The organism is Streptomyces sp. NPDC000878 (assembly GCF_053599695.1).
Map to the genome: position 1 here is coordinate 166,272 of NZ_JBSFMT010000001.1, position 24,038 is coordinate 190,309.

Genomic DNA, 24,038 nt, shown 5'->3' on the forward strand with positions numbered 1-24,038 from the left:
ACCGCAGGAGCTGCCGGGCCTTGCGGGTGGTCGGGTTCAGCTCAGGTGCGCGATGAACGCGTGCCAGGTGTGGGGGGAGAAGGCGATCACGCGGTCGGCGGGGTGCTTGCTGTCGCGGATCAGTATGAGGGCGGGGATGCCGTCGGCGATCTCAACGCACTCGTTGTTGCCGCCGCTGTAGCTGCTGCTGCGCCACCTCGCGCCCGACAGGTCCGGCGTGCTGTGGCGTGCGCGCTTCATGCTCTGTGCTCCTTGGCCCTGCGTTGGATGACGGCGCGGGATTCCATCGGAGAGAGCGCGGACGTGCGAGCGGCATCGAACAGGTCTTGGTAACGGGCGACTTCTGCCTCCCGCTCCAGCCAGATGGAACCGGTCGGGTTGTCCGCCAGCACCACGTCGAGCGCTGCCTCCTCCGGGAAACCCAGTACTACGTACGGGCCGAACATACTCGCGTGCGCTCCGCGCGAGAACGGCAGGACCTGGATGGTCACGTTGGGATGCTCGGAGTTGGCCAGGAGGTGCTCCAACTGTGTCTGCATTACCTGGGGTCCGCCGACCTGTTGAAGAAGAACGGCCTCTGACAGCACAGCCCAGAGATGCAAGGGAGAGTCGCCGATGAGTCGTTCCTGCCGGGCGAGGCGTACCTGGACGAACTTCTCGATCTCGTCCGCCGTTTGCCACTGCCGCGAGGCCACCGTCACGGCACGGACGTAGTCCGGGGTTTGGAGCAGGCCGGGAACAAGCTGTGCCTGGAAGGTGCGGATCTCTCCGGCCATGGCTTCCAGGGCGATGTAGTCGCGGTAAGTGTCGGCGAGAACAGATCCGTACTGGTTCCACCATCCCTGCCTACGACGGCGGTTGGCCTTACGGGCCAGCGCACTCAGCCGCTCACGGAGTTCGGGGTCCGCCGCCTCGTAGGCGTGCAGCATCGCCGTCAGGTCCGGAAGGCGGACCGCCACTCGGCCGTTCTCGATCCGGCTGATCTTGCCTTTGGTGCAGTCAAGGGCCTCGGCTGCCTGAGTGGTGGTCAGCTTGGCCGCCTCCCGCAACCGGCGTAGTTCGTCGCCGAGTTGGCGGCCGAGCACGGTCGAGGGGTTCGGGGTGGTGCTCTTGGCAAGCATGCCAACACGTTTAGCAGAGTCGTGGATGCATCTGGGTGGGATTAACTCGAAAGATGGAAGATTGCTGCCATCCTAGTTGGCAACGTTGCAGATTCGGGTGATGCGCATACATCCTGCTGGGCATGGACATCGGCGTCCCACGGCCCAACTGGCTGTCTCTATGGGGCTCCGACCGCGCTTCGACCCTCTGGGGGCTGCTATGGCTGCACCGAACGAAGTCACCTTCCGGTTAACCCGTTGCCGTCGCAGCGTGCCCAGAACACGGGCGCTGGCGCACGCCGTGCTTGGCGAGTGGGGCGTGAGTCAAGGTGCCCTGGAGACAGCGGAGTTGGTGCTTTCAGAGCTGGTGACCAACGCGCTCCGAGTGCGCGTACCGAGCGATCGGCAGGTGGGCGTCCGGATCGCGCGATTGCTGGAGGACGGCCTGCTGCGGCTGGAGGTCAGCGACGCGGGCTCGGGGAGGCCCGAAGTGCGGACGCCAGACGACGAGGAGATCGGCGGGCGCGGACTGCTGCTGGTGGAGGCGCTGGCTTACCGCTGGGGCGTCGAGGAGCGCGCGGGCGGGATCGGGAAGACGGTGTGGGTCGAGCTGAAGGCGCCGGACATCGTGGCCGACCCCGTGGAGAGAGAGGTTGCGGCGGTCATGGTGCGGACCGGGCAGCGGGTACGGATGTGGGGCGTGTGGCGTGCCGTCCATTCGGTTCGCACCGAGCCGTACGCGGCTGGCGGACTCGCCGTTGTTCTCGGACTGGACAAGGGCCCGGCGCTACGGGTGCACGCGGCCGAGCCGTTGTCTGTCCGGGACGATGGCGTGCCCTCCTCGCGGGAAGGCAAGGAAGGCACGCCGGGGTGATCAGCCCCTGGCTGGCTTCCCGGGACGCCAGGCGCGCAGGTCGTCGTCGGTCAGACCGTATTCACCCTGCTTGGTCGCCCGGTAGCCCGCGAAGAAGGCTGCGGGGGAGCCGCCGTACAGTGCGTCGAACTCGCCGTGCCACTGGGTGAGCCAGGGCTGGAGTTCGAGGAGGCCGGCGAGCAGCGGGGTCATCTGTTCGTCGGACAGTTCGTCGTGGTTCGTGAAGTACGTGCTGAGGGCTTGTGCCTGCTCCTGGTGGTCCCAGCCTGCCCAGCCGAACAGGTCCGGGGTGCCGGAGATCGCGCCGGTGGCGTAGGAGATGAACCGCTCTTTGGGCACGTCGAGCTTTCCACGGGCGCGCCAGTAGGACGGCTTGAGGAAGTCGGCTGACGTGTATTTCGGCGGTACGGGAATGGAGTCCCGGATTTTCCGCTTTGCGGGCTCGTCCGGGGCGGCGTCTTCCTGACGCTGGAGATCCCAGACGTGCTCCCAGTCGGCGCGCTTCCTCAGGCCGGTGGGCTTATAGCGCAGGGCAGTGAGGAAGGGGACGTGCTCGTTGGCGAGGAGATCTGCGACGACGGTCGCCAGCTCCTTGCGGGGGGCGTACAACTTGGCGACGGAGACGAAGTCCTCGTCGAGGGCGAGTGCGGAGGCGAGCTGGGCGCGGGTGAGGATCGTCGGTTGGCCGTCCTGGAACCAGAGTTTGCGGGCCTCGATGCGGTCGAGTAGCCAGGAGCGCAAAGCCTTCTCCTGGAGCGCGTCCCAACCCCCCGTCACCCATCGGCGCTTGTATGCAGGGCGTTCGACCATGCTGATGGCGCGGGACGACTCAATGGCGTCTATGCGTTTCTGGACGGTGGCCCTGTACGCGTCCGACCAATGGTCGGGGAGTGCGGTGATAGGGGTGGACCCGTGCCGCTTGAACCACTCGTCGGATGCCTCACCCTCTTCTACCCGCCGAGCCAAAACGATCTCGAAGGCTCGCTCGCCAGGGGCGAGTCCAGGGACTTCGGACTCGGGGGCGCGAAGGTCCTCCGAGTGCAGGTTGTAGAGGGAATAAACCTGCCAGTCTAGTTCTTCTTGGAGGGCGGCCATTCGGGCGCGGGTAGATTCCCATTGCGTTTGGGCTTTGCGGAGAAGCGAAGCGGCAGGAGTAGGTTTTTCGGGTGTTGCTAGCGCGGTAGGGCTGGTGGCGCTTAGTTGCTGGGCGAGGGCGTCAAGAGAGGCTGCGAGTCTTGTTGGATAGCTGGAGGGAAGAGGGAATTCCTGCAATTTTGTGCCAGTAAACTCATAGAAATCTTCAAACGGGATCGTCGACTGGCGTGCTCCTTTGGTGTCCACGGTACTTCCTTTATTGTGGCTCACTTGCTTGAGCCAAAAGCAGGCGGTGGAGCTATTGAGTAGGCCGACTAGATGTAGATGTTCTTCTTCGCTCGCTCCGTCTCGCAGCTTAATTACTGGTGCGTGTCGATTGAATACCTTGCCCTCGCGGCCAAGTGTAAAGTGGTTGTGTGTGGCCACGAATGGGAACGTGATCAAGAATTTTGCCGTGAGTCGACCTTCCTGGTGGAAGGCGTAGTTAGACCACGGGAGGCCACGTTGCTCCTTGGTGGTGGAGAACATTAGACCGTTGCGCAGAATTTGGCGCCCCGGCCAGAGGGTTCTCGTTTCTAGAGTCGTACGTTGCTCGCCTGATGCCTCTGAAGGGAAGATGGCATCGGCATCCAAATGGCAACCCCAGTCGCGCACTTGGTCTCCGGTAACGAATGACCGCCTTGGAAGATTGCGGCCGCGAATCCATGTTGCCAGCGGGTGTGGGAGGACGAAATATTCGTCATCTCCCGTGATGGCTGCGAATCCAATGGATTCAGTCGCGCGAGATAGGGGGGCTGTTGAGGCGGCTCCTAGCTTTTCAATCATCTCCAGTCCGCCATCAGCGAGTACCCACGGTTGTCTGCCGAAGTATCGATTGCGCTCCAGGTCGTCCACCGATACCCACTGGCAGGCGGATCCTGGTTGGTCGATATGTTTGACAATCGCCTTCCATACCAGTCCGTCCTCGCCGTTCCCTGGTGCGAAGGGCTCGCCTTGGACGCTACGGACCGTACGAATGGTCTGGGTGCGGACGCTGCCCGATCGTCGCTTCCCGATGAGGATTACCGTAGGTGTCCCGTGTCCTGGAATGTATGCCCCGGAGGTGTCGATAACCTCGGTTAGTTCCACCTTGTGTGCGAAGTATTCCTCGATTAGCTTCGTTCCAAATTCTCGCTTCATGAATGAGTTCGAGGTGATCTGGCCAACCATGCCGTACCCGTGACCGCCGGGTTTACCTACCCTCGACAGCTGGAAAAAGCGCTCAGCAAAGGGGACGGAAAGTGCATACTTTCCCGAGCAGGACGCATAAAGCTTCCGATACAATTCGTTCAGCTTTTTATCCTTGACCGTGATGTAGGGAGGATTCCCCACGACCACGTCATACCGCCCCTGCTCCAGAATCCTCGGATGCTCGTCCAAGTCCTCCGTGGCATACGAGAACTCCGCCAGCGGATCCCCCGACTCCTCATCCCCCAGCGTCAGTTCAAGCTGCCGAGCCTTGATCAGCGAGTCGCCCACCGCCAGATGGAGCGGCCAGTCATACCGCCCCGCTTCCTCCAGTGTTCGCACCCCCGAAGCAGCCATAGCCGCCACCAGCAACCGGAACCGCGCAATAGCCACCGCAAACGGATTGATGTCCACCCCGTGCACGGAGTTCAACGCATCCCGCACCCGCTCATGCACATCCCGCCCAGGCTCCCGCTCTGCCCAAAGCTGAACCATCCGCCGGAACGCACCGAGCACAAAGTGCCCCGACCCACACGTAGGGTCGATCATCTTCAGCTCGCCAAACCGACCACCCATCTCCCGCACCACCGGATTCATAGTCCGGTCGAGGATGAACTCCTCCACGAACTCGGGAGTCTGGAGCAGCGCATACGTCTTCCGGGCAGCCTCCGACAGGTCCTGGTAAAGGTCGCCCAGGAACCGCGTGTCCCACCCCTCCGTGCCGCCCTCCCTCAGCGGGTCGCTGAAGTCATGAACAAGCTCCCCGTCCTCCCCCCGCTCCCGCCAGAACTCCACCAGAGCCCGCGCCCCATCGTGCGAAACCGGGATCTGATACAGCGGGTTGCGCCGCCCGTCGAACAGCAGCTTGCCGGCCTGCCCGGAGCCCAACTCCGCGAACGCCCGCTCCAGCCACCCCCGGAACGTAGGGTCTTGATCGTCCTCGACGTACTGCCGGTACCGCGCCTCCGCCAAGTCCCGCCGCTCAGTATCCGGCCCCGTGAGATACGGCTCCGGAATGAGCAAGTTGTCCTCGCAGAACCGCACGAACACCGTGCCCAGCACCCAAGCCACCGCGACCTGCGTAACCCGCTCGTCCAGCCACGCGCCCCAAGTCGCCCCCGTACGGCCGAGCTTGAACGCCTGGTCGTACTCGGCCCGCAGCCTCCCGGCGACCGACTCCGCCGCCTGCACCAGCTCGGCGCGCTCCTCCGGCAGTTCGGCCAGCCGCTCCTCCAGCCAGGCCCCCCACTTGGGGCTCCCCTTGGGGTCAGCCTTCTGGAGTTTGCCGTACTCCGTGCGTAGCGGCTTCAGGACGGACTCGCCGTCCCGGACCTGCTGGTCGAGGTCGACCTCGACCGCCTTGACCTGCTTGATCAGGTCTGTCAGCAGTGCCTTCGACTTGCGGTCGATCACCTGGTCACGTCTCCTGTCGTCATTCACACCCACACGCGAGCGGACCTGTGTGCGGCACACGCTCAGCGATTCAATCCTGCGGGCCAGCGGCCACGGCGCTCTTCGACTCGGCCCGGTGCGCGTTCTGCACCCAGAACTCGTTCAGTACGATCCACTCGCCCAGCCCCGCCTGGTACGGCACCGCCACCGTCCCCAGCCGGGGCGGCCGGGCCGGGTCGCTCTGCGGGCACAGCAGCCACAGTGCGCGGCCACCGCCACGCGACCGCTCCGCCAGCCGCTCCAGCATGCCCATCGCGTCGTACCGGGCGAAGACACCGGCGTCCGTCAGCAGCAACGGAGCAGCCACCCCGCCTCCGGCGGGACTCGCGGAACCCGCAGCCCCCGGCACCAGCAGCTCGCCGATCCGAGGCTCTACCAGCCCCCACGCCGTACCCACGTACTCGGCGAACTTCATCGCCCCCGGCGACCCGGACTTCGCCACGTCCGCGCGCAGGATCGTCTCCCAGCTGGGCTTGGGGCGAGGGTCGACCAACTCGTGCAGTGCCCGTACGAACAACTCGGCCGCCGAAACCACCACGGCCCCGCCGGCGAAGTCGTCGCGCCCGAGTTCGTCTATCGCGTCCCGTGCCCACTCCGTCGGCACCGTCAGTACACGGAAGCCGTCCCGGCGTGCCGAGGCCTTCAGCCGGTCCTCGGCCGTGCCCGCCGCCGCGAGGTCCGGGTCGTCGGAGTAGCGGTGCGCGGAGACGGTGCCCGTCGGCCGCCGCCGGGCGTCCGACGACAGGTAGATCGACACGCCGTCCGCACTGCTCGGCAGATAGCGCAGCGTTCCCGTGCCCTTGCGCGTCGACAGTACGAGGTCGAAGCCGGCTTGCCGCAGCGCCCTCGTCAGCGGGCCTCCCGTGGGCAGGGCGTGGCCGCCGCGCTCGTTGAGCAGCTCCGGGAAGCGGGCCCGTACCCGCTCGTGGACGTCTTCTCCCGTCAGGCCGGGCTGCTCGGCCTCCGCCATCCCGGGGATGAGCGGGACCAGGCCGGCCTGGGTGAGGCGCAGCGCGCGTACCAGCGGCAGCTTGCGCGGATAGACCTCCAGGCGGGGTGTCGCGGCGGCGTGGCGGGAGGCGGCCACCGCGATCTCCACCATCCGCCGGTCGTCCCACTGCACCGTCGCGCTCGGCGGCGGTACGGCGCCCAGCTCCGCCACCACGGTCGCCGCCGTGGGCAGGGTGTCCAGCTCGGCCATCCGGTCCGCGATACGGCCGAGCCGCTGGGCGTAGTGCAGCAGGCCCGGCGCGGACGGTGTGTCCGGCGCGTCGTCAGAACCCACCTCCAGGGCCAACAGGCCCGCGCCCATGCCCTCGTCGGCGGCGTCGCGGTTCGGGGTGTGCCCGAACTCGGCGTCCTCCGGGACGAGTTGCTCGACCTCCACCACTGCTCGTACGGCGGCCAGGGCCAGCGCCCGGCGCTGCTCGCGCTCCTGGAGCTGGGTGCCGCGACGCACGGTCAACGCGTCCGCGATCTCCGCCGCCGAAGCGACCCTGCCCAGGTCGCGCAGCAACTCCAGGACCTCGGCGCGCAGTGCCCGTACCGCAGGATGCTTCTTCCAGCGGGTGCGCTGGTTCTTCAGCATCTGCGGGATACGGCCCCGCGACAGCCCGAGCACGTGCGCGACGTCTGTCTGCGTCGGCCAGACCCCGACCTCCGACGGCAGGATGCCCTGCTCGTTGGGCAGGCGCAGCAGCAGCCGTACCATCTCGCACTCGTTGTGGTTCGAGTCGTCCTTGCGCAGCGGCGGTACGAACACCGTCGCGAGGGTGTCCAGGCTGACGCTGCGCAGCGCGCGCTCCGGCAGCGAGTGCGCTCCTGCGCCGCCGTTCGCCGCCACGGCGCCGGCCGCCGCAGCCTCAGCGGCGGACAGCTCCTCCTTCGCGGCCTTGCGGCCCTCGGGCGTGAGCGGCGCGGTGGGCTGCTCCGCGAACTTGAGCCGCCACTGCTTGATGCGGCTGAGGACCTCTTTGCGGGTCTTGGCGCCAAGACCGGGGGCGTTGACGAGCTGGCGCTGGCTGTAGTCGAGCAACTCGCCGACCGTGTTGACGCCGAGGCCGTAGACAAAGGACTCCGCGGCGGGGCTCAGACCGGACGACGAGACGAGGGTGTCCCGGTCGACCCGGCCCGCCAGCCGTTCGCGCTGCTGCTCGGCGCTCTCCTCCTCCGCCTCCGGGATGGCCGCGTCCGGGGCGGGCTGCGCCGCCTCGCCCTGTGCGGGCTGCGCCGCGTGCTGTGATGGGCGGCGGGACGAGGGCTTCGCCTCGTCCATGTCGAGGAAGATCTTCTTCCAGGCGTCCCGCATCGGCTTGAGGTCCGGGAAGCGCTGGGAGGCGTCCCGGTGCAGGGCCTTCTGGAAGAACGCGACCAGGCCGCCCCGTACCGCCGAGTCGAAGGCGTCGGCGGCGATCCTCGGGTGCGGCTCCTTCTCCGGGTCGGTCTGGCGCGGCGAGACCCTGCCGTCGCCCCACACCGGGAGTTCGCGCGAGGCCATCTCGTGCAGGGTGACGGCCAGGGCGTACCGCTCGGCGTGCGCATCGTAGACCGAGCGGTCGGTGAGGGTGCCGATGAACGGGTCCAGGTAGCCGTCCGTACCGGCCGCCGTCTCGTTCACCGGGTATCCGGCCAGGGAGAAGTCGATCAGGACCAGTTCGCGGGTGCGGTTGGGGCGGATGCGGATCGCGATGTTGTCCGGCTTGATGTCGCGGTGCCACACACCCTCGCCCTCGAGGAAGTCCACCGCGCCGAACAGGTAGTCGCCGTACGCCTCCAGCTGGTCCACGGACAGGCGGCCGAACTCGCGCAGCTGCCGGGCGACGGTCTCCTCCCGGCGCCGGCGCTTCGCGCCCGGTGCGGAGGGCTCAGCGCTGTCGTCGCGCTCGTCGCCCACGTACTCCATGACCAGGACCGTGCGGGGCCCGATGTTCTGCGGCTCCGGCTCGACCAGGCGGATCACCCGGGAGTCGGGGCGCAGCTGTCCCAGTACCTCGGCCTCGCGGCGCAGTACCGCGCCGCGGCTGTCCGAGGTCGCGACCTTCAGCACCGCCAGGGACTTCGAGAAGCGCACCTCCGGGCCGGCGGTCAGGTCCCGCACCAGGAACGCGCGGCTCGTCGAACCCGTACCGAGGCGGCGCCTGACCTCCCAGCGGCCCGCCAGCAGATCTCCCGCGACCGAGTCCAGGGGATCCTTCTCGGGTTCGGCCGGGCGCGGGGCCTCGGCCGACGGAGGCTCGGTCAGGTCCGCCTCGACGACCTCCAGCATCTCCAGGAAGTCGTCCACCGACGACAAGCGGGCGGAGACGTCGTAGGCCGTGGCCGCCTGCACCAGCTCGTCGATGTACGGGGAGAGACCGTCCACCACGGAACTGGGACGCAGGCCTTCGCCCGCCTCGTACCGGGCCACCAGTTCGGCCTGGCTGGCGGCCGGGGGCCTGCCGGTGGCCAGCAGGTAGGTGAGCACTCCGAGTCCGTACACGTCCAGGGCGACCGGGTCGGGCCTGAGCGCGGTCAGCTCCGGGGCCAGATACGGGTCCGCGCCCTCGGCGAGATGCGCGCCCGCCCGGGAGAAGGTCGTCGGCGCGAACCGCTCGCCGTTGCCGGTCACACCGTGCTCGGAGCTGCGCTGGACGGCTACCTGCCAGTCCGAGATCTGCAGGTGCGGGTTGGACCAGGCGCCGGTCTCACTCTCGGAGTCGCCCCGGCGGGTACGGCCGCGCGGGATCACGTGGACCGCGCGGGCCGCCAGGGTGCGGTGGAAGATCCGCCGGCCGTGCGCCGAACGCACCGTCTCGGCGAGCTGCCGCACCAGCGCCATCCGGCTGAGGATGTCCAGCCTCTCGCCGTACTGGATCAGGTACTCGTCCAGGCGCAGGGTCCGCGGATCGAAGTCGAAGATCAGCGCGGGGCCCGCGGAATGCCCGGACGGGTCGTACTGCTTGAGCTGGACGACACCCGGGTGCCGGAAGTGGCGCAGCACAGCGGCTTCGCGGCGGGCCGCCCGCTCGACGGATGCGCGGAGTTCGGCGTCGGAGCCGCGCTCGCGCAGGTAGACACGGACGCGGGCGGCTTCCGGCATTTCACTGTGCTGGGCCAGATAGTCGGCCCAGGTCGGGCCCGAGTCGAACGCCTTCCGGCTGAGCAGGTAGGGGCCGACCTTGTACTCGGCGTCGCTGCGCGCGATGCCGATGCGCTCCAGGGCCGCCTTGATCCGGCGCGAGCGTGCGGCGTCGATCCGGCGGTACTCGTCCTTCGGTGGTTCCTTCAGCATCTCGGTGAGCTGGGGGACGGTGAAGACGCCGTTGCGGTCATGGGCGGGCAGCCGGTTGCGCAGCGAGGAGTCGGTGAAGCAGACGGCCTCCGAGACCCACACCCGCTCGCCGTTCTGCTGCAGCAGCGCGGCCAGTTCCTTCGCCTTCTTGTTGGCCAGGTGCAGCGGGTTGCCGTGGGGGATCTGCCGGCCGCTGGGCTGGGTCTGCAGCCATGTGCCGTTGCGGGACTCGACGGAGCCGTGCCAGTCCTTCAGCTCGATCAGGTGGACCCCGCCCGGGGCGATCACCAGGAGGTCCACCTCCCGGACGTGGCCCGTGTGCGCGGTGAAGGTGAAGTTCGACCAGGCCCGCCACGGGTCGTTGTCCGCGAGCTTCTCGCGGATGGCCTCCAGGCCCCGGTGTTCATGCTGGAACTCGGATTCGGTGACCGCGGTCCACCGGCCGTCCCGCATGTGCCATCCCCGCTTCGTGTCGCTCTGTCTCGATTACTGCTGCTCAGGCAGCAAAATTCCCCGCTCAGATCGTAGCGGTTGGGGTACGGAAGGTGCTGGCCCACGTCGGTGATCAACCGTCGTTACATGGGAGTGCCCGACTGCCTCTCAAGCAGAGCCGTCTGCGACTGGACGGCCAAGGCCCTGACGGATAGCCCTCGTTAGTATGAAAATCTGATCGCCATGGGGAATGAGCATGGTGACCGCCCGATCTTCGAGGCTGGCCCAGTAACGGACAATCGGGATGGTACGGACCTCGCCAAGGAAGCCGACGCCTCGGTGCAGTGGCTGCTGCAGCCCAGGGGTGGGCCCGGCCTCCGTGGGCCTCAGAACTTCGAGCGCTCGATACGGAAAGGCATCCGGCTCGCGGAGTATGAGCACGTCCTGGGCGAGGACACGGTAGAACTCAAGCGACTCTTTCCCGACGGGGTGGCGCGGCTGTGGGGGGCAACGCCTGTCAAGAAGGAAAGCCATGCCAAAGGCGTCGCACTGCGAGGGCAGAAGGTCGGCGACGAGGTGTTGTTCTACGCCGAGAAGGAGTTCATCGCCAAAGCCCGCATCTTGAGGCTGCTCCGCAATCCCGAGTTGGCCAGAGCCATCTGGGGGGAGCTCAAGGACGGGCGGACCTGGGAATACATCATGGTTCTGGGTGATGTCGTGGAGTTCAGGATCCCGGCGGCTCCGATCCTGACCGCGCTGGCCGTGGGCAAGGAGGTGCGCTACCTCACGCTGGTGCGGGCTGCGGAGCGGCGGCGCCATCTGGGGCTGCTGGACGAGCTGGTGGGCGGGAACGTGACCGCCGTAGGCCGGCCTACGAGCGGAGAGGCTGCTGTGGCGGCGGCAGTCAAGCTGGGGCGCGAGGGGCTCCTGCGCGCCCTGGGCACCCTGGACGCCAGCGTGCCGGAGGAGTCACGTACGCACCACGGAGCGCTGACGTTGTTGTGGTCCATCGGTCGGCTCGTATCGGGGCAGAGCCGCCTTGTGCCGTGGGACGACTTCAGAACCGAGATCGGTCCTCTCCTGCTGGAGTTCGGTGGCTCTGATACCGAGGTGGCACCTGAGAGCCCGTTTCGGCACCTGCGGAGCAGCGGATTGTGGGAGGTGGAAGGTGCAGACGACGAGGGGCTCGACTCGGCGTTGGCGGTGGCCTTGGCCGAGTCCGGAATCGTGGCAGGGCTTCGGCCAGAGGTTGCGAAGCTGCTGAAGAAGCCACTCACCCGTGCCGAAGCGATCGGCTTGCTCTGCACCACCTACTTCCAGGATGTCGACCAAGGTGCTCTGCTGACGCGCCTCGGCCTGGCCGGATACGCCCATGCCAGCGGGAACGCAGGAGGGGAGGCCGAGGGCCGAGAGGGCGGGGATGAGTCCGCTGGGCACGGAAAGCGGCGACAGGTGAATTCGTCGCGCCCCGATCGAGACCTCCACCTCGTCGAGGACATCAAGCTGCTCTATCAGCACGGGTGCCAGGTATGCGGAGTGCGGCTGGAGACACGTTTCGGACACTACAGCGAAGCTGCGCACATCCAGGGACTCGGAATCCCGCACTACGGACCGGACGAACTGTCCAACTTGTTGTGTCTCTGCCCCAACCATCATGTCCAGTTCGACAGGCTCTTCCTCTTCATCGACGAGGAGTGGAACGTGCGGCGAAGCAGAGACGGGGAACTGATCAGCCCCCTGATACGCGATCCCCGGCATGCCATCGACGAAGAGTGCGTCGAATACCACCGAGTGCTGTGCGGGCGTAGTCGCTACAGCCTCGGATCGGACTGATTCTCCTGGCCGGAGCGGTGGATGGAGGTTTTGCTGCGAAGTCCCGAGCTGCCCTCCTCGCTCCGGCCTACATGGTGAGTGGCTGCTCCACATGTCCGGAGTCAGCCAACTCGTGGTCGAAGAACGGTTGTTGCTACCTGTCCGTTTGAGGCAAAGACTCACCACTCAGCGCGTCGGCTATGGAAGCAAACTGGCTCAGAGCGGATTCCAGGTTCTCGACGATCTCTCTGGCGATCACCTCTGGGGGAAGCACGCTGTGGGTGTCGTCAGGGGCTGGCTCCTCCGACCAGACGATGTCCAGGTTGAGATGGGTGCGGGCGATCAGTTCGGCGTAGGGGAAACACCTGAAGCGCTCCGTCTCGGACCTGTCCGAGTGAGATCCTCCTGGTAGGTACGCTTCGACGAAATCGGCCAAATCGGCTTGTTGTAGTGATTTCTGCTTGCGCGAAAACTGCATGTCGGTTCGCAAGTCGTAGACCCAGACTTGAGAAGTATTGGGCTTTCCGTCGATGCGAGGTATTTTATCGAAGAATAGGACGTTTGCTTTGATGCCGCTGGCGTAGAAGATACCGGTGGGAAGTCGCAGAATTGTATGCAGGTCGAAATGCTCGAGCAGTCGACGGCGCAGTGTCAAATAAGCGCCACTTTTATCGAACAGCACATTGTCGGGGACGATGACAGCTGCGCGTCCATTCATCTCCATCAATGACATGATGTGCTGAAGAAAGTTGATCTGTTTATTGGTGGTGGTTATCTCGAAATCGTTGCGTCGATAGTGAGGATCCTCCCTCTCCAGCATGCCGTTTCTGTCTACGGTGGTTATCGAAAGCGTGTTGCCGAACGGGGGATGGGCAAGGACGAGGGAAGCGTGCCGACTCGGCGGCCTGAGAAGAGCGTCCTCCGTCATCACGAGCGACTGCCCGGCGGCGGATCCCAGGCCGTGCAGCAGCATATTCATCACCCCCAGGCGAACGGTGTTCGGGACCAGCTCCTGCCCCCATATCCTGCCCGAGCCAAGGGCAAGAATTTCCTGTGGGGAAAGTTCCTGCAAATGATGCTCGAGAATGTAGCGGTGCGCGGCGATGAGGAAACCGCCAGTACCACAGGCCGGGTCTGTGATGGTGTCGGTCGGCCGCGGCTGCATCACATCAATTATCGCGTTGACGAGCGGGCGTGGAGTGAAATATTGGCCCGCTCCGGTCTTGGTGTCTTCCGCGCTCCTGGCAAGCAGGACCTCGAACGCGTCGCCCGTGAGATTGGCGATCGGTCCTTCCCAGTCCACTGCATCGATCGGATCGACGATCAGTTTTCGGAGAAGGTCGACATTCGGGATTCGATTCTGGCTCCCGGCGAAGAGGCTGCCGACTGTGGTGGCAGGGTCCGCCTTGGCGAGTTCGGCGAGGACGGCACGGTAGTGGTCTCCGAGGTTCGAAGTTTCCTTTTCCGCCAGAGAGTTCCAGTTATATCCGGCCGGCGCGATCTCGTCAGTAGTCTTGAGGAAAATGAGATACGCGAGCTGCTCGACGAACTCGGCGGTGGATAAGCCGTTGTCACCGAGGACGTTGCAGTATTCCCAGAGCTTGGCGGCCAACGGGTTGACTTTTTTACCTATTTGGGTGGGCATTGTGCCTGTCAAAGCTCGAACTCCAGCTGAATGTCAGTGTGGATAAGGGGTGAGGATGATGAAGGCCCAGGTCTGTGAGTGCGTCGGCGCGCCGATTGTTTCGTGCGGCCTTGGGCTTCCCTCTCGGCCCGGATGCGAGTGAGATGGACACTGGTCGACTCGTCGGCGGGATCCTGGTCAACGAGTTCGCCCTCGAAGGCGCAGGCCAGGAGGGACTGCCTTAGGTGCTCCGGCCGAAACCGAAGTGACTCTAGTTGCTCCGCCAGTCGATCAATGCGCTCGATGTCAGCTTTGAGCGCTTCACCGATTCTTGATTGTTCCTCGCGAGGTGGGATGGGTATTTGTATACGCATCAGATTCTGTTGAGTGATATTGTGCATGGACTTCAGGGTGCCAGTGGCCTTATGTGAAATCTCTCTGCGGACATAGGGTGACGAGAGAATCTGGATTAGCCATTTCTTCTCTATTCCATCCTTCGGGACAAGGCGAAGGCTCTTGTCGCTGAGTAGCAGCTGTGGACGGCATTCGCCTACAAGGACTGCGGCACCTACGTGGTCGCTGGTATTGGCACGGCTGACCAATATGTCATTCTGCTTTATCTCGTTCCGTGGGTCGACTTTAATGTCACCCTGAATGGCTTTGTTTTCGTCATTTTCGAAAATCCCCCGCGTCATGGCACTGGCTTTGATTATGCCCCACTCATTTTCTTCGGCAGGTCGGCGTTCGCAGGGAAGGTGTCTCCCTGTCTCGATCCGTGCAATAACGTCGTCCAGGTTTCCCCATCTCCATTGGGTGGGGGGAGGAGCGGCCGGGATGCATCCAGAAATTGCGGTATTTTGGACAGCTGAGCGGAGTTTCGGTATGAGTGAGATGCTCCGCTGGAGGCCGAGTTGTCCTGAATCGAGGCGGGTGAGATGAGTTTCCAGGGCTTCGACGATGCGGCACTGTTCTGCTATTGGTGGCAGCGGGATACGGATATTCGACAAGGTGTCGTGGGTGATCGTGTAGGCGCGGTTTGCGGCGGCGCACGCAGCCTTCTCGATTTGGAGTCGCACGAGTGGAGACTCCCAGGCGTATGCTAAAAATTCGGGAGTTATGACTCCCGGATGCGGTCTGACGCGAATCATGGTACTGGGAAAGGCTATAGGGGGAGGCGCATGCTGCACGAGGGCTCCCCGTCCAACTCGCTTGAGAGATCCGTTCCCGCGACCCACGAGGAAGTCCCCAGCGGAGACGAGGAATGGAGCGGCCTGCTCCTGCGTCCACGCGCCGTTTTTCTGTTCAGAGAAATCCACCCCTCCTCGTTTGAGTGCTGTGAGACGCAGAAGAGGAAATCCATCGGCTGCGGTCCTCGCGGATCGGCCGTTGAAGAGTGGCTCGCTGAGTACGTCTGCCAAGCGAACCCAGATCCATCCTGTCGGAATTTCCCTTTCACTCACGGTGATTCTCCATTCGGTTCACTCTGAAGGAAGTGGCGTCGCATCTCATGTCGTTGGGTTGCCGGTACCGTAGCTGGGTCGCTGACCGCGGCATGCACCTCCGTCTCCGGTCCTCCTCACGAGGTGACTCCGCAAGAGAGTTCTGTGATGCAGTTCGTCCGTGATGCCACCAGCAGGCCGGGAGCACGGATGGCGACCAGGGGTCCAAGGTCTACCAGAAGCCACTGACAATACGACTGGATTTGTGTGACCCCCGCCCCAGCCCGGTGCGGCGTGACCGTGTCTGGATCGCCGCCAGGAAGGTCGGCGAGGGCACTGTCGGCGCCCGTGTTTCGGGGAAGTTCGTGCATCGCGTACGCAACACCTACAAGGTGCTGCTCGTCGACATATGCAGGACCGTGTGCTCTTGAGAATGGCTTTCCGATGCACCGGCGGACTGAACTGAGCAGCAGTCATAAGCTGACGGTCGCCAGAACTACGCCAGGAAGGGTGGAAAGAGCCATGGGCAGCCTTACTGAGGCGAACCTCAAGACGCTGGCCGGCGCCCGTTCCTACGAGCGCGGGCTCGGATACCTCGACGCGGTGTCCGGGGTCGAGGTCGGCGACGGCTGGATCACCGCGACCGTCCACGGCACGGACCGGTACGAGGTTGAGCTGATCCTGGACGGGCCCGGAGGGCTGACCGGTGAGTGCGATTGCCCATACGGGCTGGAGGGCAACTTCTGCAAGCATCTGGTCGCCCTCGGCCTGACCGCGCTTGCCCAGAAGGAGAGCCTGCCGCGACAGCGCAGGGCAGCCGGGAATCGAGCGCAGGAACTCGACGCCTGGCTGTCAGCCCTGTCCCAAGGCGAGTTGCTTGCCTTGGTACGGGAACAGCTCGGCGAGGACCGTCAGTTGCGGCGCCGCCTGGAGCTGCGGGCCGCGAGTGCCCGCGGGGACCTCGCCGCGGTCCGGGCGCGCATCCGTGAGCTGCTAGACATCGGTCCGTTCGCGCAGTACGGGTACGTCGAGTACGCGGATGCCCGAGCCTACGCCGACCAGGCCGGGCATGCGGTGTCCGCCATCAGGGCGCTCACGGGCTCGGGCCGGGCCCCCGACGCGATCACTCTGGCGCGGGAGGCGATGCGGATGCTGGCCGAGGCGTTGGAGAGCGTGGACGACTCCGATGGAGGGCTCGGGCAGGTCGGCGCCGCCCTCGCCGACGCCCATCTCGACGCGTGCCGTGCGGCACACCTCGATCCGGATGAGCTCGCCCGCTGGCTGGTCGGCCACGTGCTCGGCGACTTCGACGGCATCACTGACATCGATCCGCTCGACTACGAGGATGTCCTCGGCGAACGTGGGATGACCGTCCTGCGAGAGCTGGCGACCGAGGCGTGGCGGCGCAGGCGCACAGGTTGGGCCGAGAAGCACCTCATGGAGCGCCTGGCCAAGGCGGGAGGCGACGTCGACGCGGTGATCGCCGTGCACGCGGCCGACCTTGCCGCGAACGGCCACACGCACCTGGTCATCGCCCGCGAGCTGGACACCGCCGGACGCCCCGACGAGGCCCTGCACTGGGCGGAACGCGGAACGCGGAACGCGGAGTCCGGGAAGCCCGGGACCTCGACACCGTCGACACAGCCCTCGTCGACTATCTCCACGAGCGATACGAGCAGGCGGCCCGGCTTTCCGACGCCGTCGTCCTGCGCCGGGATCACTTCGGCGCCCGTCGCACCCTGCTCGCGTACCAGCAGTTGCGCGCCGCGGCGCGGGCTGCCGACTGTTGGCCTGCAGAACGCGAGGGAGCACTGGCCCTGCTGCGCGCCGACGCGGGGCGGCGGCAAGGGGGCTGGTACGGCGGCCCTGTCCTGGTCGACGCCCTGCTCGACGACAAGGATGTCGAGGCAGCCTGGCAGGCCGCCGCCGAAGACGGTGCCACTACCCACGACCGGCAGCGGCTCGCCCTCGCCGACCAGGCAAGCGCGACCCGTCCCGCCGACGCGCTCGGCGTCTACCTGCGCCTGGCCGAGCCGCTCACCAAGCAGACCGGCAACGGCGTCTACGCGCAGCTTGTCAGCCTGCTGCTGAGCATCTGAGACTGTCACCGACGGCTGGGCACACCCGGTGAGTTCGCCGTGTACGTCGCCGCCCTGCGGACCGTACAGAGACGCAAGCGGAACTTGTTGGGCCTCATGGAGGAGCACGGGCTGTGAGTGGGACAGCGCCACGACCGCTCACACATCGCTCGCCCCATACCGCCGTGCACGCACATGTGCACGGCCTCTTGTTCACGGACCGCAACGCCGTGGTCGAGCCTTCCGTATACACGGCACTACACGAGCGCGGGCGCCCCCACTCCAGACACCGGCTGAGTAAGCGACCGCAGCTTCTCCCGAGTCTCCGGGTCCGTCGAGTACACGATCGTGCCGATCATGCCCCGGGTCAGCAGCACCTTGTAGGTGTTGCGGATGAGTCGGCTGATGTCCGCCTCCGATGTCGCCTTCGTGAAGGACGGGTCCTTCGACGCGGACCGGTCCACGACCCAGCGGTCCGTTCGCCACACCAGATCGGGCCCGATGATCACGCCCGACCAGTCGTACTCGAAGCCCTGCGCGGTGTAGACGCAGCCGACCTGGCCGAAGCCGGCCGGGTCGGTGGCCCACAGGGGCGCGGGCGGCGCCCCGAGTAGGGACCGGTCGCCGTACACGTTCCAGGGGCGGGCCCACTCGCCGATGACGACGTCGGTGGGCAGGGTGGCCATGTCAGGGGTGACCTTGGTGGTCCACTTCCAGCAGTAACCGGCGGACATTCGGGCGCCGTAGTCCTCCTCGCGGCGTGCGATGAGGAAGTCCTCCAGCTCCTGGGGGCTTTCGGCGGTCAGCAGCTCGAACTTGCCGTCCGGCTCCCACTGGCCGGGAGTGCCGCCTTCCAGGCCGAGGAGGTCGACGACCCACTTCTCGTACGCGTCACTGCCGCCGCACCGGAACTGGCTGTCCAGCTCCACCACCGTGCAGTCGAGGCCCTGTTCGGCGGCGGCCCGCCTGATCTCGTCCTTGGTCCCCATCTCGCCGGGCCGCACCACCTGGTGCTGGTCGAGGAGGAACACGGGCACTCGGGCCGCGTCGATCAGTTCCGCCACCTGGGGGCGGCCGGTGCGGAGTTCCGCCTTGGTGTAGCGGTTGGCGGAGGTCTTCCGGAGGCGGTGGGCCTCGTCGCAGATCAGCACGTCGAGGTCGTTCGGCTCCGCGTCCATGAAGCTGTTGAAGTACTTGAACAGCTGCTGGACTTCGCGCTTCTTCGCCCCCGCGACCCTGCGCATCGTCTTCGTGAACGACTGCGACCCTGTCGCGTGCAGTGCGGGCACCCCGCGTCGGTACAGCTCGCCCAGCAGCGACATCGCGATCACGCTCTTGCCGGAGCCGGGACCGCCGGTCACCACGACCACCTGCTTGTGGTTCGACCGCTTGGCCTTGCGTACGGCGGACATCACCTGCTCGTAGGCGACCCGCTGCTCGGCGATGAGCACGAACTGCTCGCGGTCGCGGATCTCGGCCGCCGCGACCGACATCAGCTGCTTGGAGGGCCGGATCTTGGCGTCGCGCAGTACGTCCGCTGCTTCCGCTCCGGGCTTCGCGGCGAGCCGCGAGCGCAGGAAGTTCAGGAAGGCGCCGCGCTGTTCGCCCGTGTACATCCGGCCGTGCAGGTCCTCGGTGACGGCCCGCAGACCGGCGACCCCGAACTCGGTGGCGTTGTGCAAGTACGCCACACCGGCCAGTGCCCTGGGCATCCGCTCCAGCGCGCCGTTGAACGACAGCAGGTACTCGCAGTAGCCCCGGACCTGCTCGATCGGGTTGAGAACGGGCTGTGGGTACGCGTCGATCCGGCACAGCAGAGGCTCGTCCTCCTCCGGGTAGGCCGCGCTCCACTGCTTGAGTTCGACGACGACGTACGACGGCTCGCCCGTGGTCGGATGCACACCGGCGAGTACGGCGTCCGCGCGCTTGCTGGTGAGGGGGAGGCTGTACTCGATGAGGACTTCGACGTCGTCGAGCCCGGCCTCGATGAGTGCGTTGACGAGCGCCGGAAGGCTTCGTTCCCAGGACCGTATTTCCGCTGCTGCGGGCCTCCGGCCGTGCTGGTGACGGAAGTTCTCGGTCAGATGCAGCGCCAGCGACCCTTCGAGGAGGCGGGCGGCCACGGACGCCGCAGACTCACGGAACAGCAAGAAAATGCCCCCAGGCAGCACGAAGAAGACTCGTGCGGGTGGGGGCATGTCCTCCGATGTCCGCCGCGCCGGGCGGATCAGGAAGCCCGTCGGGCCGCTGAGATGGTTCTCGTCATCTTAGGTCAGGGTGCGGATCACAACGAGGGGCGGAGCGGACGGAGGTCGCCTTGGAGAATGAGTACCGTCGTTGTCAGTGGTGTCGTGCATGATCGGCGCGTCGGTTCTTCTACGGGATGGAAAAGCGCTATGCCGATCACAACTCAGCAGGTAGCGGGGCACGCGTTTCTGCGGCAGATGTACGAGGACTCGTACTTCCCCGATCACATCGTCGACAAGGGCAGAGCGATTCTGCTTCGGCTGTGCGAGCGGATTGAGGCTGAACAGCCGTCGGACCTGGCGGCCCTGTATGTGCTCACACAGGCCGCGACGGAGGAGTTCAACCTGCTGGAGGCCGAGTTCGATGCAGCTGGGAGTGAGATCGAGACGGTCGCGCGCGAAGTGATAGCTGAGGACTTCTGGTTTGTCGCGTCGGCCTACGGGTTCACGGACGCGGATGTAGAGGAGCTGATTGCCACTCGGGATTGGTGAGAGAGGACCGAAGGGCCACCTGCCGGTCCAGAGCCATTGATTTCGGGCTGCGATCGGCACGGTCGCCTCGTCTCGGACGGCGAGCTTGATGCCCCTATGGATATCAACCGGCGGAGTTGGTGTCGGAGAATGAGTCCTGGATGTGAGGAGGTTGGGTAGAGAAGGCGGTGTTCGTCGTCGATGTGTCGCGACCGTTGGTTGGACAGGTTGCCCTGGAGAGGTTCGGATGTCGCTGAATTCCTCCTCCTTCATACCGGATAGACAGCTGGCCGAGTCCCGCCCGGAGGAACTGTATGAAGCGGCGGAGAAGTTGGGCCGCACGGCGTTCGGTGCAGGGTCCGACAGGTCTGAGGGGCCCTCCGCGGTGCGGGCCGTCGGACGGATCGCCGATGCCCTCGCCGAGACACGCTCCCGGGACTGCGCGAGGTTCGCCGTGGACATCGCGGGGCTGCTATCGCTCCGACCCGCGCAGCGGGCGGAAGGCGACCGGGTGAGGCGATCGGTGGCCGAGAAGTTGGTCAAGACCCAACAACTGCGGGACCTGGAAGCCCTGTTCGGCGAGCTGCCGGTGCGTCTCGACGACCCCGCGGTGGAGGTGCGGGCCTGCGTTCTCGGCGAACTCGCCATGATCGGCGCGGGGCGGGGCCGGCCCGCCCTGGACGCATACGCGGAGCGGCTGCGCGAGCTGGGGCACCCGCTGGCCCGGCCGCCGAGGACTCGCCTGGACGTCGAGCATCGGTTCGGGGTTCGTGTCCGGGGCCTTGGGTCCGTGAAAACCCCGGACCAGCTACGGTCCCGGTTCCCGGAGATTGCCCCCACCGGCAGCGGCACGGCAGCCGGGCGTACGGCCGTCGAGAGTCCCGACGCCGGGCGCGCGGCGACGGTCGCCGAGCCCTTCACCGTCAGTGGCTGGTCCCGCGAGCCCGAGGCGCGTTTCTTCACGCTGCAGGGAACGCTTGAACCGGACGACTTCAACATCGCGTTCATCAAGGAGCTGTCCCTGGAGTGCCTGGCAGGTGAGGGCACACGCCGGGGCGGTGCGCTCACCTGCCACACCACAGCCGACGACGTGATCAACGAACTGTTCGCGGCAGCACACAACGGTGGGGTGAACGGCCAGGGGCAGGGTGCCGCGTACGCCCGACTGCATGCCTGGAACAGTCTGTACGCGTTGATGGGGCTGCCCGACGACACCCCGTTCCCGGATGCGGTGCGGCACGCCGCCGACTGCCGATGGCTGCGGTTCATGGCGTTCACGGACTGGTTCCACCATGACGCGGCGGACGTGGCCTTCGCCGTACTCGATCGCAGTGGTACCCGGGTCACGGTGCTGGCGGCGACGGACGCCGATACCGACGCCGACGACCAGGTCTAGGTCTAGAACGGCATCGGGGTGCCTGGCGTCCTCGGAACGCCAGGCACCCCCAAACCACTCAGGCCTCCCATGCCTCACATGTGCACCACCTGCGCCCCACCCGCATCCGCAGCCGGCACCCCCCGCCGATAAAGCACAGCACTAACCACCAGCCCCACCCCAAAGAACGCCGCCGACCACCAATAAGCCGTCGAGTACCCCTCCAGGCCCGCCTGCGCGAGCACCGCCGGGTCCTTCGGGTTCCTCCCCTCCAGGTAGTTCGCGACCGCGCTCGTGGACAGCGTGTTCAGCAGCGCCGTCCCCAGCGAACCCCCGACCTGCTGCATCGTGTTGACAGCCGCCGAAGCAACCCCCGCGTCCTCCGCCCGAACCCCCTCCGTGGCCAGAGCCATCGCCGGAGCCATCACCAGGCCCAGGCCCAGCCCTGCCACCACCAGCGGCGGCATGATGTCGCCGGCGTAGCCGCTGGTCAGGCTCAGGCCCGTCAGCCAGACCATGCCGGCCGCCGCCAGGCCCATGCCCAGCGGGACTATCGGCTTCGGGCCGATGCGGGGGACCAGCACCGTCGTCGCGACCGTCGAGGCGAGCATCAGCGCGGCGATCATCGGGAGGAAGGCCAGGCCCGTTTCGATGGGGGTGTAGCCCAACGTCTGCTGGAGGTAGTACGTCAGGAAGAGGAAGACGCCGAACATGCCCGCGCCCAGCAGCAGGACCGAGATGAACGACGCTCCGCGGTTGCGGTCGAGCAGGACGCGGAGGGGGAGGAGCGGGTGCGGGGAGCGGGTCTGCCACCAGGTGAACGCCGCCAGCAGCGCCGCGCCTGCCACCAGGAAGCCCCAAGTCGCCGCGGAACTCCAGTCGTGTGTCTCCGCGTTCGAGAAGCCGTAGACCAGGCAGAACAGGCCCGCCGAGACCAGGATCGCGCCCGGGACGTCGACCTTCGCCGTCTTGTCGCGAGTGCTGCGCTGGAGCAGCACCACCCCGCCGATGAACGCCACCGCCGCGAAGGCGATGTTGACGTACAGGGTCCAGCGCCAGTCCAGGTGTTCGGTCAGTACGCCGCCCAGGAGCAGGCCGATGGCGCCGCCCGCGCCGGCGATCGCGCCGTACACGCCGAAGGCCTTGGCGCGTTCCTTCGCGTCGGTGAACGTCGTCGTGAGGAGGGAGAGGGCCGCCGGGGCCAGTAGTGCGCCGAACAACCCCTGTACGGCTCGTGCGCCCACCAGCATTTCGAAGCTGCCCGCCGCCCCTCCGATCGCCGAGGCTCCCGCGAAGCCGACCAGGCCCACCAGGAACGTCATCTTGCGGCCGAAGAGGTCCGCCATCCGGCCACCCAGCAGGAGCAGGCTGCCGAAGGCCAGGGCGTACGCGGTGACGATCCACTGGCGGTCGCCGTCCGAGAAGCCCAGGTCCTGCTGGGCCGAGGGGAGGGCGATGTTCACGATTGTCGAGTCCAGGACCACCATCAGCTGGGCCACGCCGATGACGGCGAGGATCCACCAGCGGTGGCGGGGAGGCCCCTCCGGAGGAGGGAGAGGAGACACGGTGGCCCCGTCTAGCTTGTCGGCAGCGGCAGCGGCAGCGGCAGCGGCAGCGGCAGCGGCGGTGGTGGCGGTGGTTTTGGGCATGGCGAGGCTCCAGATGAAGGGAGGCGGGGGAGACAGGGAAACGGGGGAGGGCAGGTCAGGCTTCCGGTTGGGGCGTGGACGGATGCGTCGGATCCAGCCCGTCTGACACTTGTCAGATTACCCTTAATCTGACACCCGTCAAGTAAGGTGATCGTGCGTTCAATCAGTCAGGGAGGCCATCACGTGGGAACAGCAGCCGAATCCCAGTCCCAGTCCGCATCTGCTCGGCGGCCCGGGCGGCCCAGCGCCGACACCCGTGCCCTCCCCGACGAGGCGAGCATCCTCAAGCGGGGCCTCGAAGCCTTCGCCGAGCTCGGGTACGACCGGGCCTCCGCCCGTGAGCTGGCCCGGCGGCTGGGTGTCAGTCACAACTTCATCAACGACCGGTACGGGTCCAAGGCGGCCTTCTGGCGCGCGGTGGTCGACTTCGCGCTGGGCGCGCAGCTGGCCCAGCTGCCGCTGGAGGAGCCCCCGGGCCAGGCACCCGACGATGCCGAGCGGCTTCGTCGTATCGTCACCGGGTTCTATCTGACCTCGGTCGACACCCCGCAGCTCGGTCGGGTCTTCGTCGACGAGCTGTCCCGGGACACCGAGCGCCTCGACTATCTGTACGACCACTACATCGGGCCCACCCTGCAGACCCTGGTGCCCAGCATCGACAGACTGGTGGCCGCCGGGCGGATGGCGCCCATCCCGATGGACGTCCTGTTCTTCGCGGTCTTCCCGCCCATCTCCGGGATGATCGACCTTCCGCTGGCCCGACGGCTGGGCCGGCCCCACCCCGCCACACCGGAACAGCTCGCCGCCACCGCCGAATCGCTGGCGACCCTGGTGATCAACGGGCTGCTCGCTGCAGGCGCCGACAACCGCTGACGTCAGCTACGGCAGCCACTG

Annotated in this window: 13 protein-coding genes and 1 pseudogene; 6 read left to right on the forward strand and 8 right to left on the reverse strand. The window is 66.3% G+C overall.

The window, feature by feature from the left end; all coding sequences use genetic code 11:
- Positions 1-36 precede the first annotated feature (36 nt).
- Both ACWDR4_RS00690 and ACWDR4_RS00695 read right to left on the reverse strand, forming a co-directional pair.
- Positions 37-240: a DUF397 domain-containing protein gene (locus tag ACWDR4_RS00690; protein ID WP_450402087.1), complete on the reverse strand. Its 204-nt coding sequence runs from the start codon at positions 238-240 to the stop codon at positions 37-39.
- Positions 237-1,121: a helix-turn-helix domain-containing protein gene (locus tag ACWDR4_RS00695; protein ID WP_450402090.1), complete on the reverse strand. Its 885-nt coding sequence runs from the start codon at positions 1,119-1,121 to the stop codon at positions 237-239. The genes ACWDR4_RS00690 and ACWDR4_RS00695 overlap by 4 nt, the downstream gene beginning before the upstream one ends.
- A 250-nt stretch (positions 1,122-1,371) precedes the next feature.
- Here ACWDR4_RS00695 and ACWDR4_RS00700 point away from each other — a divergent pair, with 250 nt between their 5' ends.
- Positions 1,372-1,974 carry an ATP-binding protein gene (locus ACWDR4_RS00700; protein WP_450402092.1) on the forward strand — a complete coding sequence of 201 codons (603 nt, stop codon included), beginning with the start codon at positions 1,372-1,374 and terminating at the stop codon, positions 1,972-1,974.
- Here the strand turns inward: ACWDR4_RS00700 and pglX are convergent, their stop codons facing one another.
- Both pglX and pglW read right to left on the reverse strand, forming a co-directional pair.
- Entirely contained in the window at positions 1,975-5,709 is a 3,735-nt protein-coding gene (pglX, locus tag ACWDR4_RS00705) for a BREX-2 system adenine-specific DNA-methyltransferase PglX (protein ID WP_450402094.1), read from the reverse strand.
- A 70-nt stretch (positions 5,710-5,779) separates the two neighbouring features.
- A complete protein-coding gene (gene pglW, locus ACWDR4_RS00710; RefSeq protein WP_450402097.1) occupies positions 5,780-10,471 on the reverse strand; it encodes a BREX system serine/threonine kinase PglW in 4,692 nt (1,563 codons plus the stop codon).
- Between the two features lie 222 nt (positions 10,472-10,693).
- Here pglW and ACWDR4_RS00715 point away from each other — a divergent pair, with 222 nt between their 5' ends.
- A complete protein-coding gene (locus ACWDR4_RS00715; protein ID WP_450402098.1) occupies positions 10,694-12,283 on the forward strand; it encodes an HNH endonuclease in 1,590 nt (529 codons plus the stop codon).
- Between the two features lie 133 nt (positions 12,284-12,416).
- Here the strand turns inward: ACWDR4_RS00715 and ACWDR4_RS00720 are convergent, their stop codons facing one another.
- Both ACWDR4_RS00720 and ACWDR4_RS00725 read right to left on the reverse strand, forming a co-directional pair.
- Positions 12,417-13,874 carry an N-6 DNA methylase gene (locus ACWDR4_RS00720; protein WP_450402101.1) on the reverse strand — a complete coding sequence of 486 codons (1,458 nt, stop codon included), beginning with the start codon at positions 13,872-13,874 and terminating at the stop codon, positions 12,417-12,419.
- A gap of 41 nt (positions 13,875-13,915) precedes the next feature.
- Positions 13,916-14,962 carry a restriction endonuclease subunit S gene (locus ACWDR4_RS00725; RefSeq protein ID WP_450402104.1) on the reverse strand — a complete coding sequence of 349 codons (1,047 nt, stop codon included), beginning with the start codon at positions 14,960-14,962 and terminating at the stop codon, positions 13,916-13,918.
- Positions 14,963-15,847: 885 nt separating this feature from the next.
- Between ACWDR4_RS00725 and ACWDR4_RS00730 the strand changes: the two are divergent.
- A pseudogene (locus ACWDR4_RS00730) lies at positions 15,848-17,541 on the forward strand (SWIM zinc finger family protein).
- Positions 17,542-17,660: 119 nt separating this feature from the next.
- Here ACWDR4_RS00730 and ACWDR4_RS00735 read toward each other — a convergent pair.
- Positions 17,661-19,553 (reverse strand): DNA/RNA helicase domain-containing protein, encoded by a 1,893-nt coding sequence (locus tag ACWDR4_RS00735; RefSeq protein ID WP_450402106.1) that lies wholly within the window; start codon positions 19,551-19,553, stop codon positions 17,661-17,663.
- A 246-nt stretch (positions 19,554-19,799) separates the two neighbouring features.
- On the opposite strand from ACWDR4_RS00735, the gene ACWDR4_RS00740 reads away from it, so the two are divergent.
- Together ACWDR4_RS00740 and ACWDR4_RS00745 are read left to right on the forward strand one after the other, a co-directional pair.
- On the forward strand, positions 19,800-20,141 hold the full coding sequence (locus ACWDR4_RS00740) for a DUF5713 family protein (protein WP_450402108.1): 342 nt from the start codon (positions 19,800-19,802) through the stop codon (positions 20,139-20,141).
- A gap of 364 nt (positions 20,142-20,505) precedes the next feature.
- A complete protein-coding gene (locus tag ACWDR4_RS00745) occupies positions 20,506-21,516 on the forward strand; it encodes a DUF6183 family protein (RefSeq protein ID WP_450402109.1) in 1,011 nt (336 codons plus the stop codon).
- Positions 21,517-21,590: 74 nt separating this feature from the next.
- On the opposite strand, the gene ACWDR4_RS00750 is transcribed toward ACWDR4_RS00745, so the two are convergent.
- Positions 21,591-23,144, reverse strand: a complete 1,554-nt coding sequence (locus ACWDR4_RS00750) for an MFS transporter (RefSeq protein ID WP_450402112.1) — start codon at positions 23,142-23,144, stop codon at positions 21,591-21,593.
- A gap of 183 nt (positions 23,145-23,327) precedes the next feature.
- Here ACWDR4_RS00750 and ACWDR4_RS00755 point away from each other — a divergent pair, with 183 nt between their 5' ends.
- Complete coding sequence (locus ACWDR4_RS00755) at positions 23,328-24,017, forward strand: TetR/AcrR family transcriptional regulator (protein WP_450402115.1); 690 nt, start codon at positions 23,328-23,330, stop codon at positions 24,015-24,017.
- The last annotated feature ends 21 nt before the right edge of the window (positions 24,018-24,038 follow it).

What these genes read in the sequence shown, in the direction of transcription:
- ACWDR4_RS00690 (WP_450402087.1), bottom strand. Translation starts at nt 240, where the DNA reads ATGAAGCGCGCACGCCACAGCACGCCGGACCTGTCGGGCGCGAGGTGG.
- ACWDR4_RS00695 (WP_450402090.1), bottom strand. Translation starts at nt 1,121, where the DNA reads ATGCTTGCCAAGAGCACCACCCCGAACCCCTCGACCGTGCTCGGCCGC.
- pglW (WP_450402097.1), bottom strand. Translation starts at nt 10,471, where the DNA reads ATGCGGGACGGCCGGTGGACCGCGGTCACCGAATCCGAGTTCCAGCAT.
- ACWDR4_RS00715 (WP_450402098.1), top strand. Translation starts at nt 10,694, where the DNA reads ATGGGGAATGAGCATGGTGACCGCCCGATCTTCGAGGCTGGCCCAGTA.
- ACWDR4_RS00740 (WP_450402108.1), top strand. Translation starts at nt 19,800, where the DNA reads ATGCCGATCACAACTCAGCAGGTAGCGGGGCACGCGTTTCTGCGGCAG.
- ACWDR4_RS00750 (WP_450402112.1), bottom strand. Translation starts at nt 23,144, where the DNA reads ATGCCCAAAACCACCGCCACCACCGCCGCTGCCGCTGCCGCTGCCGCT.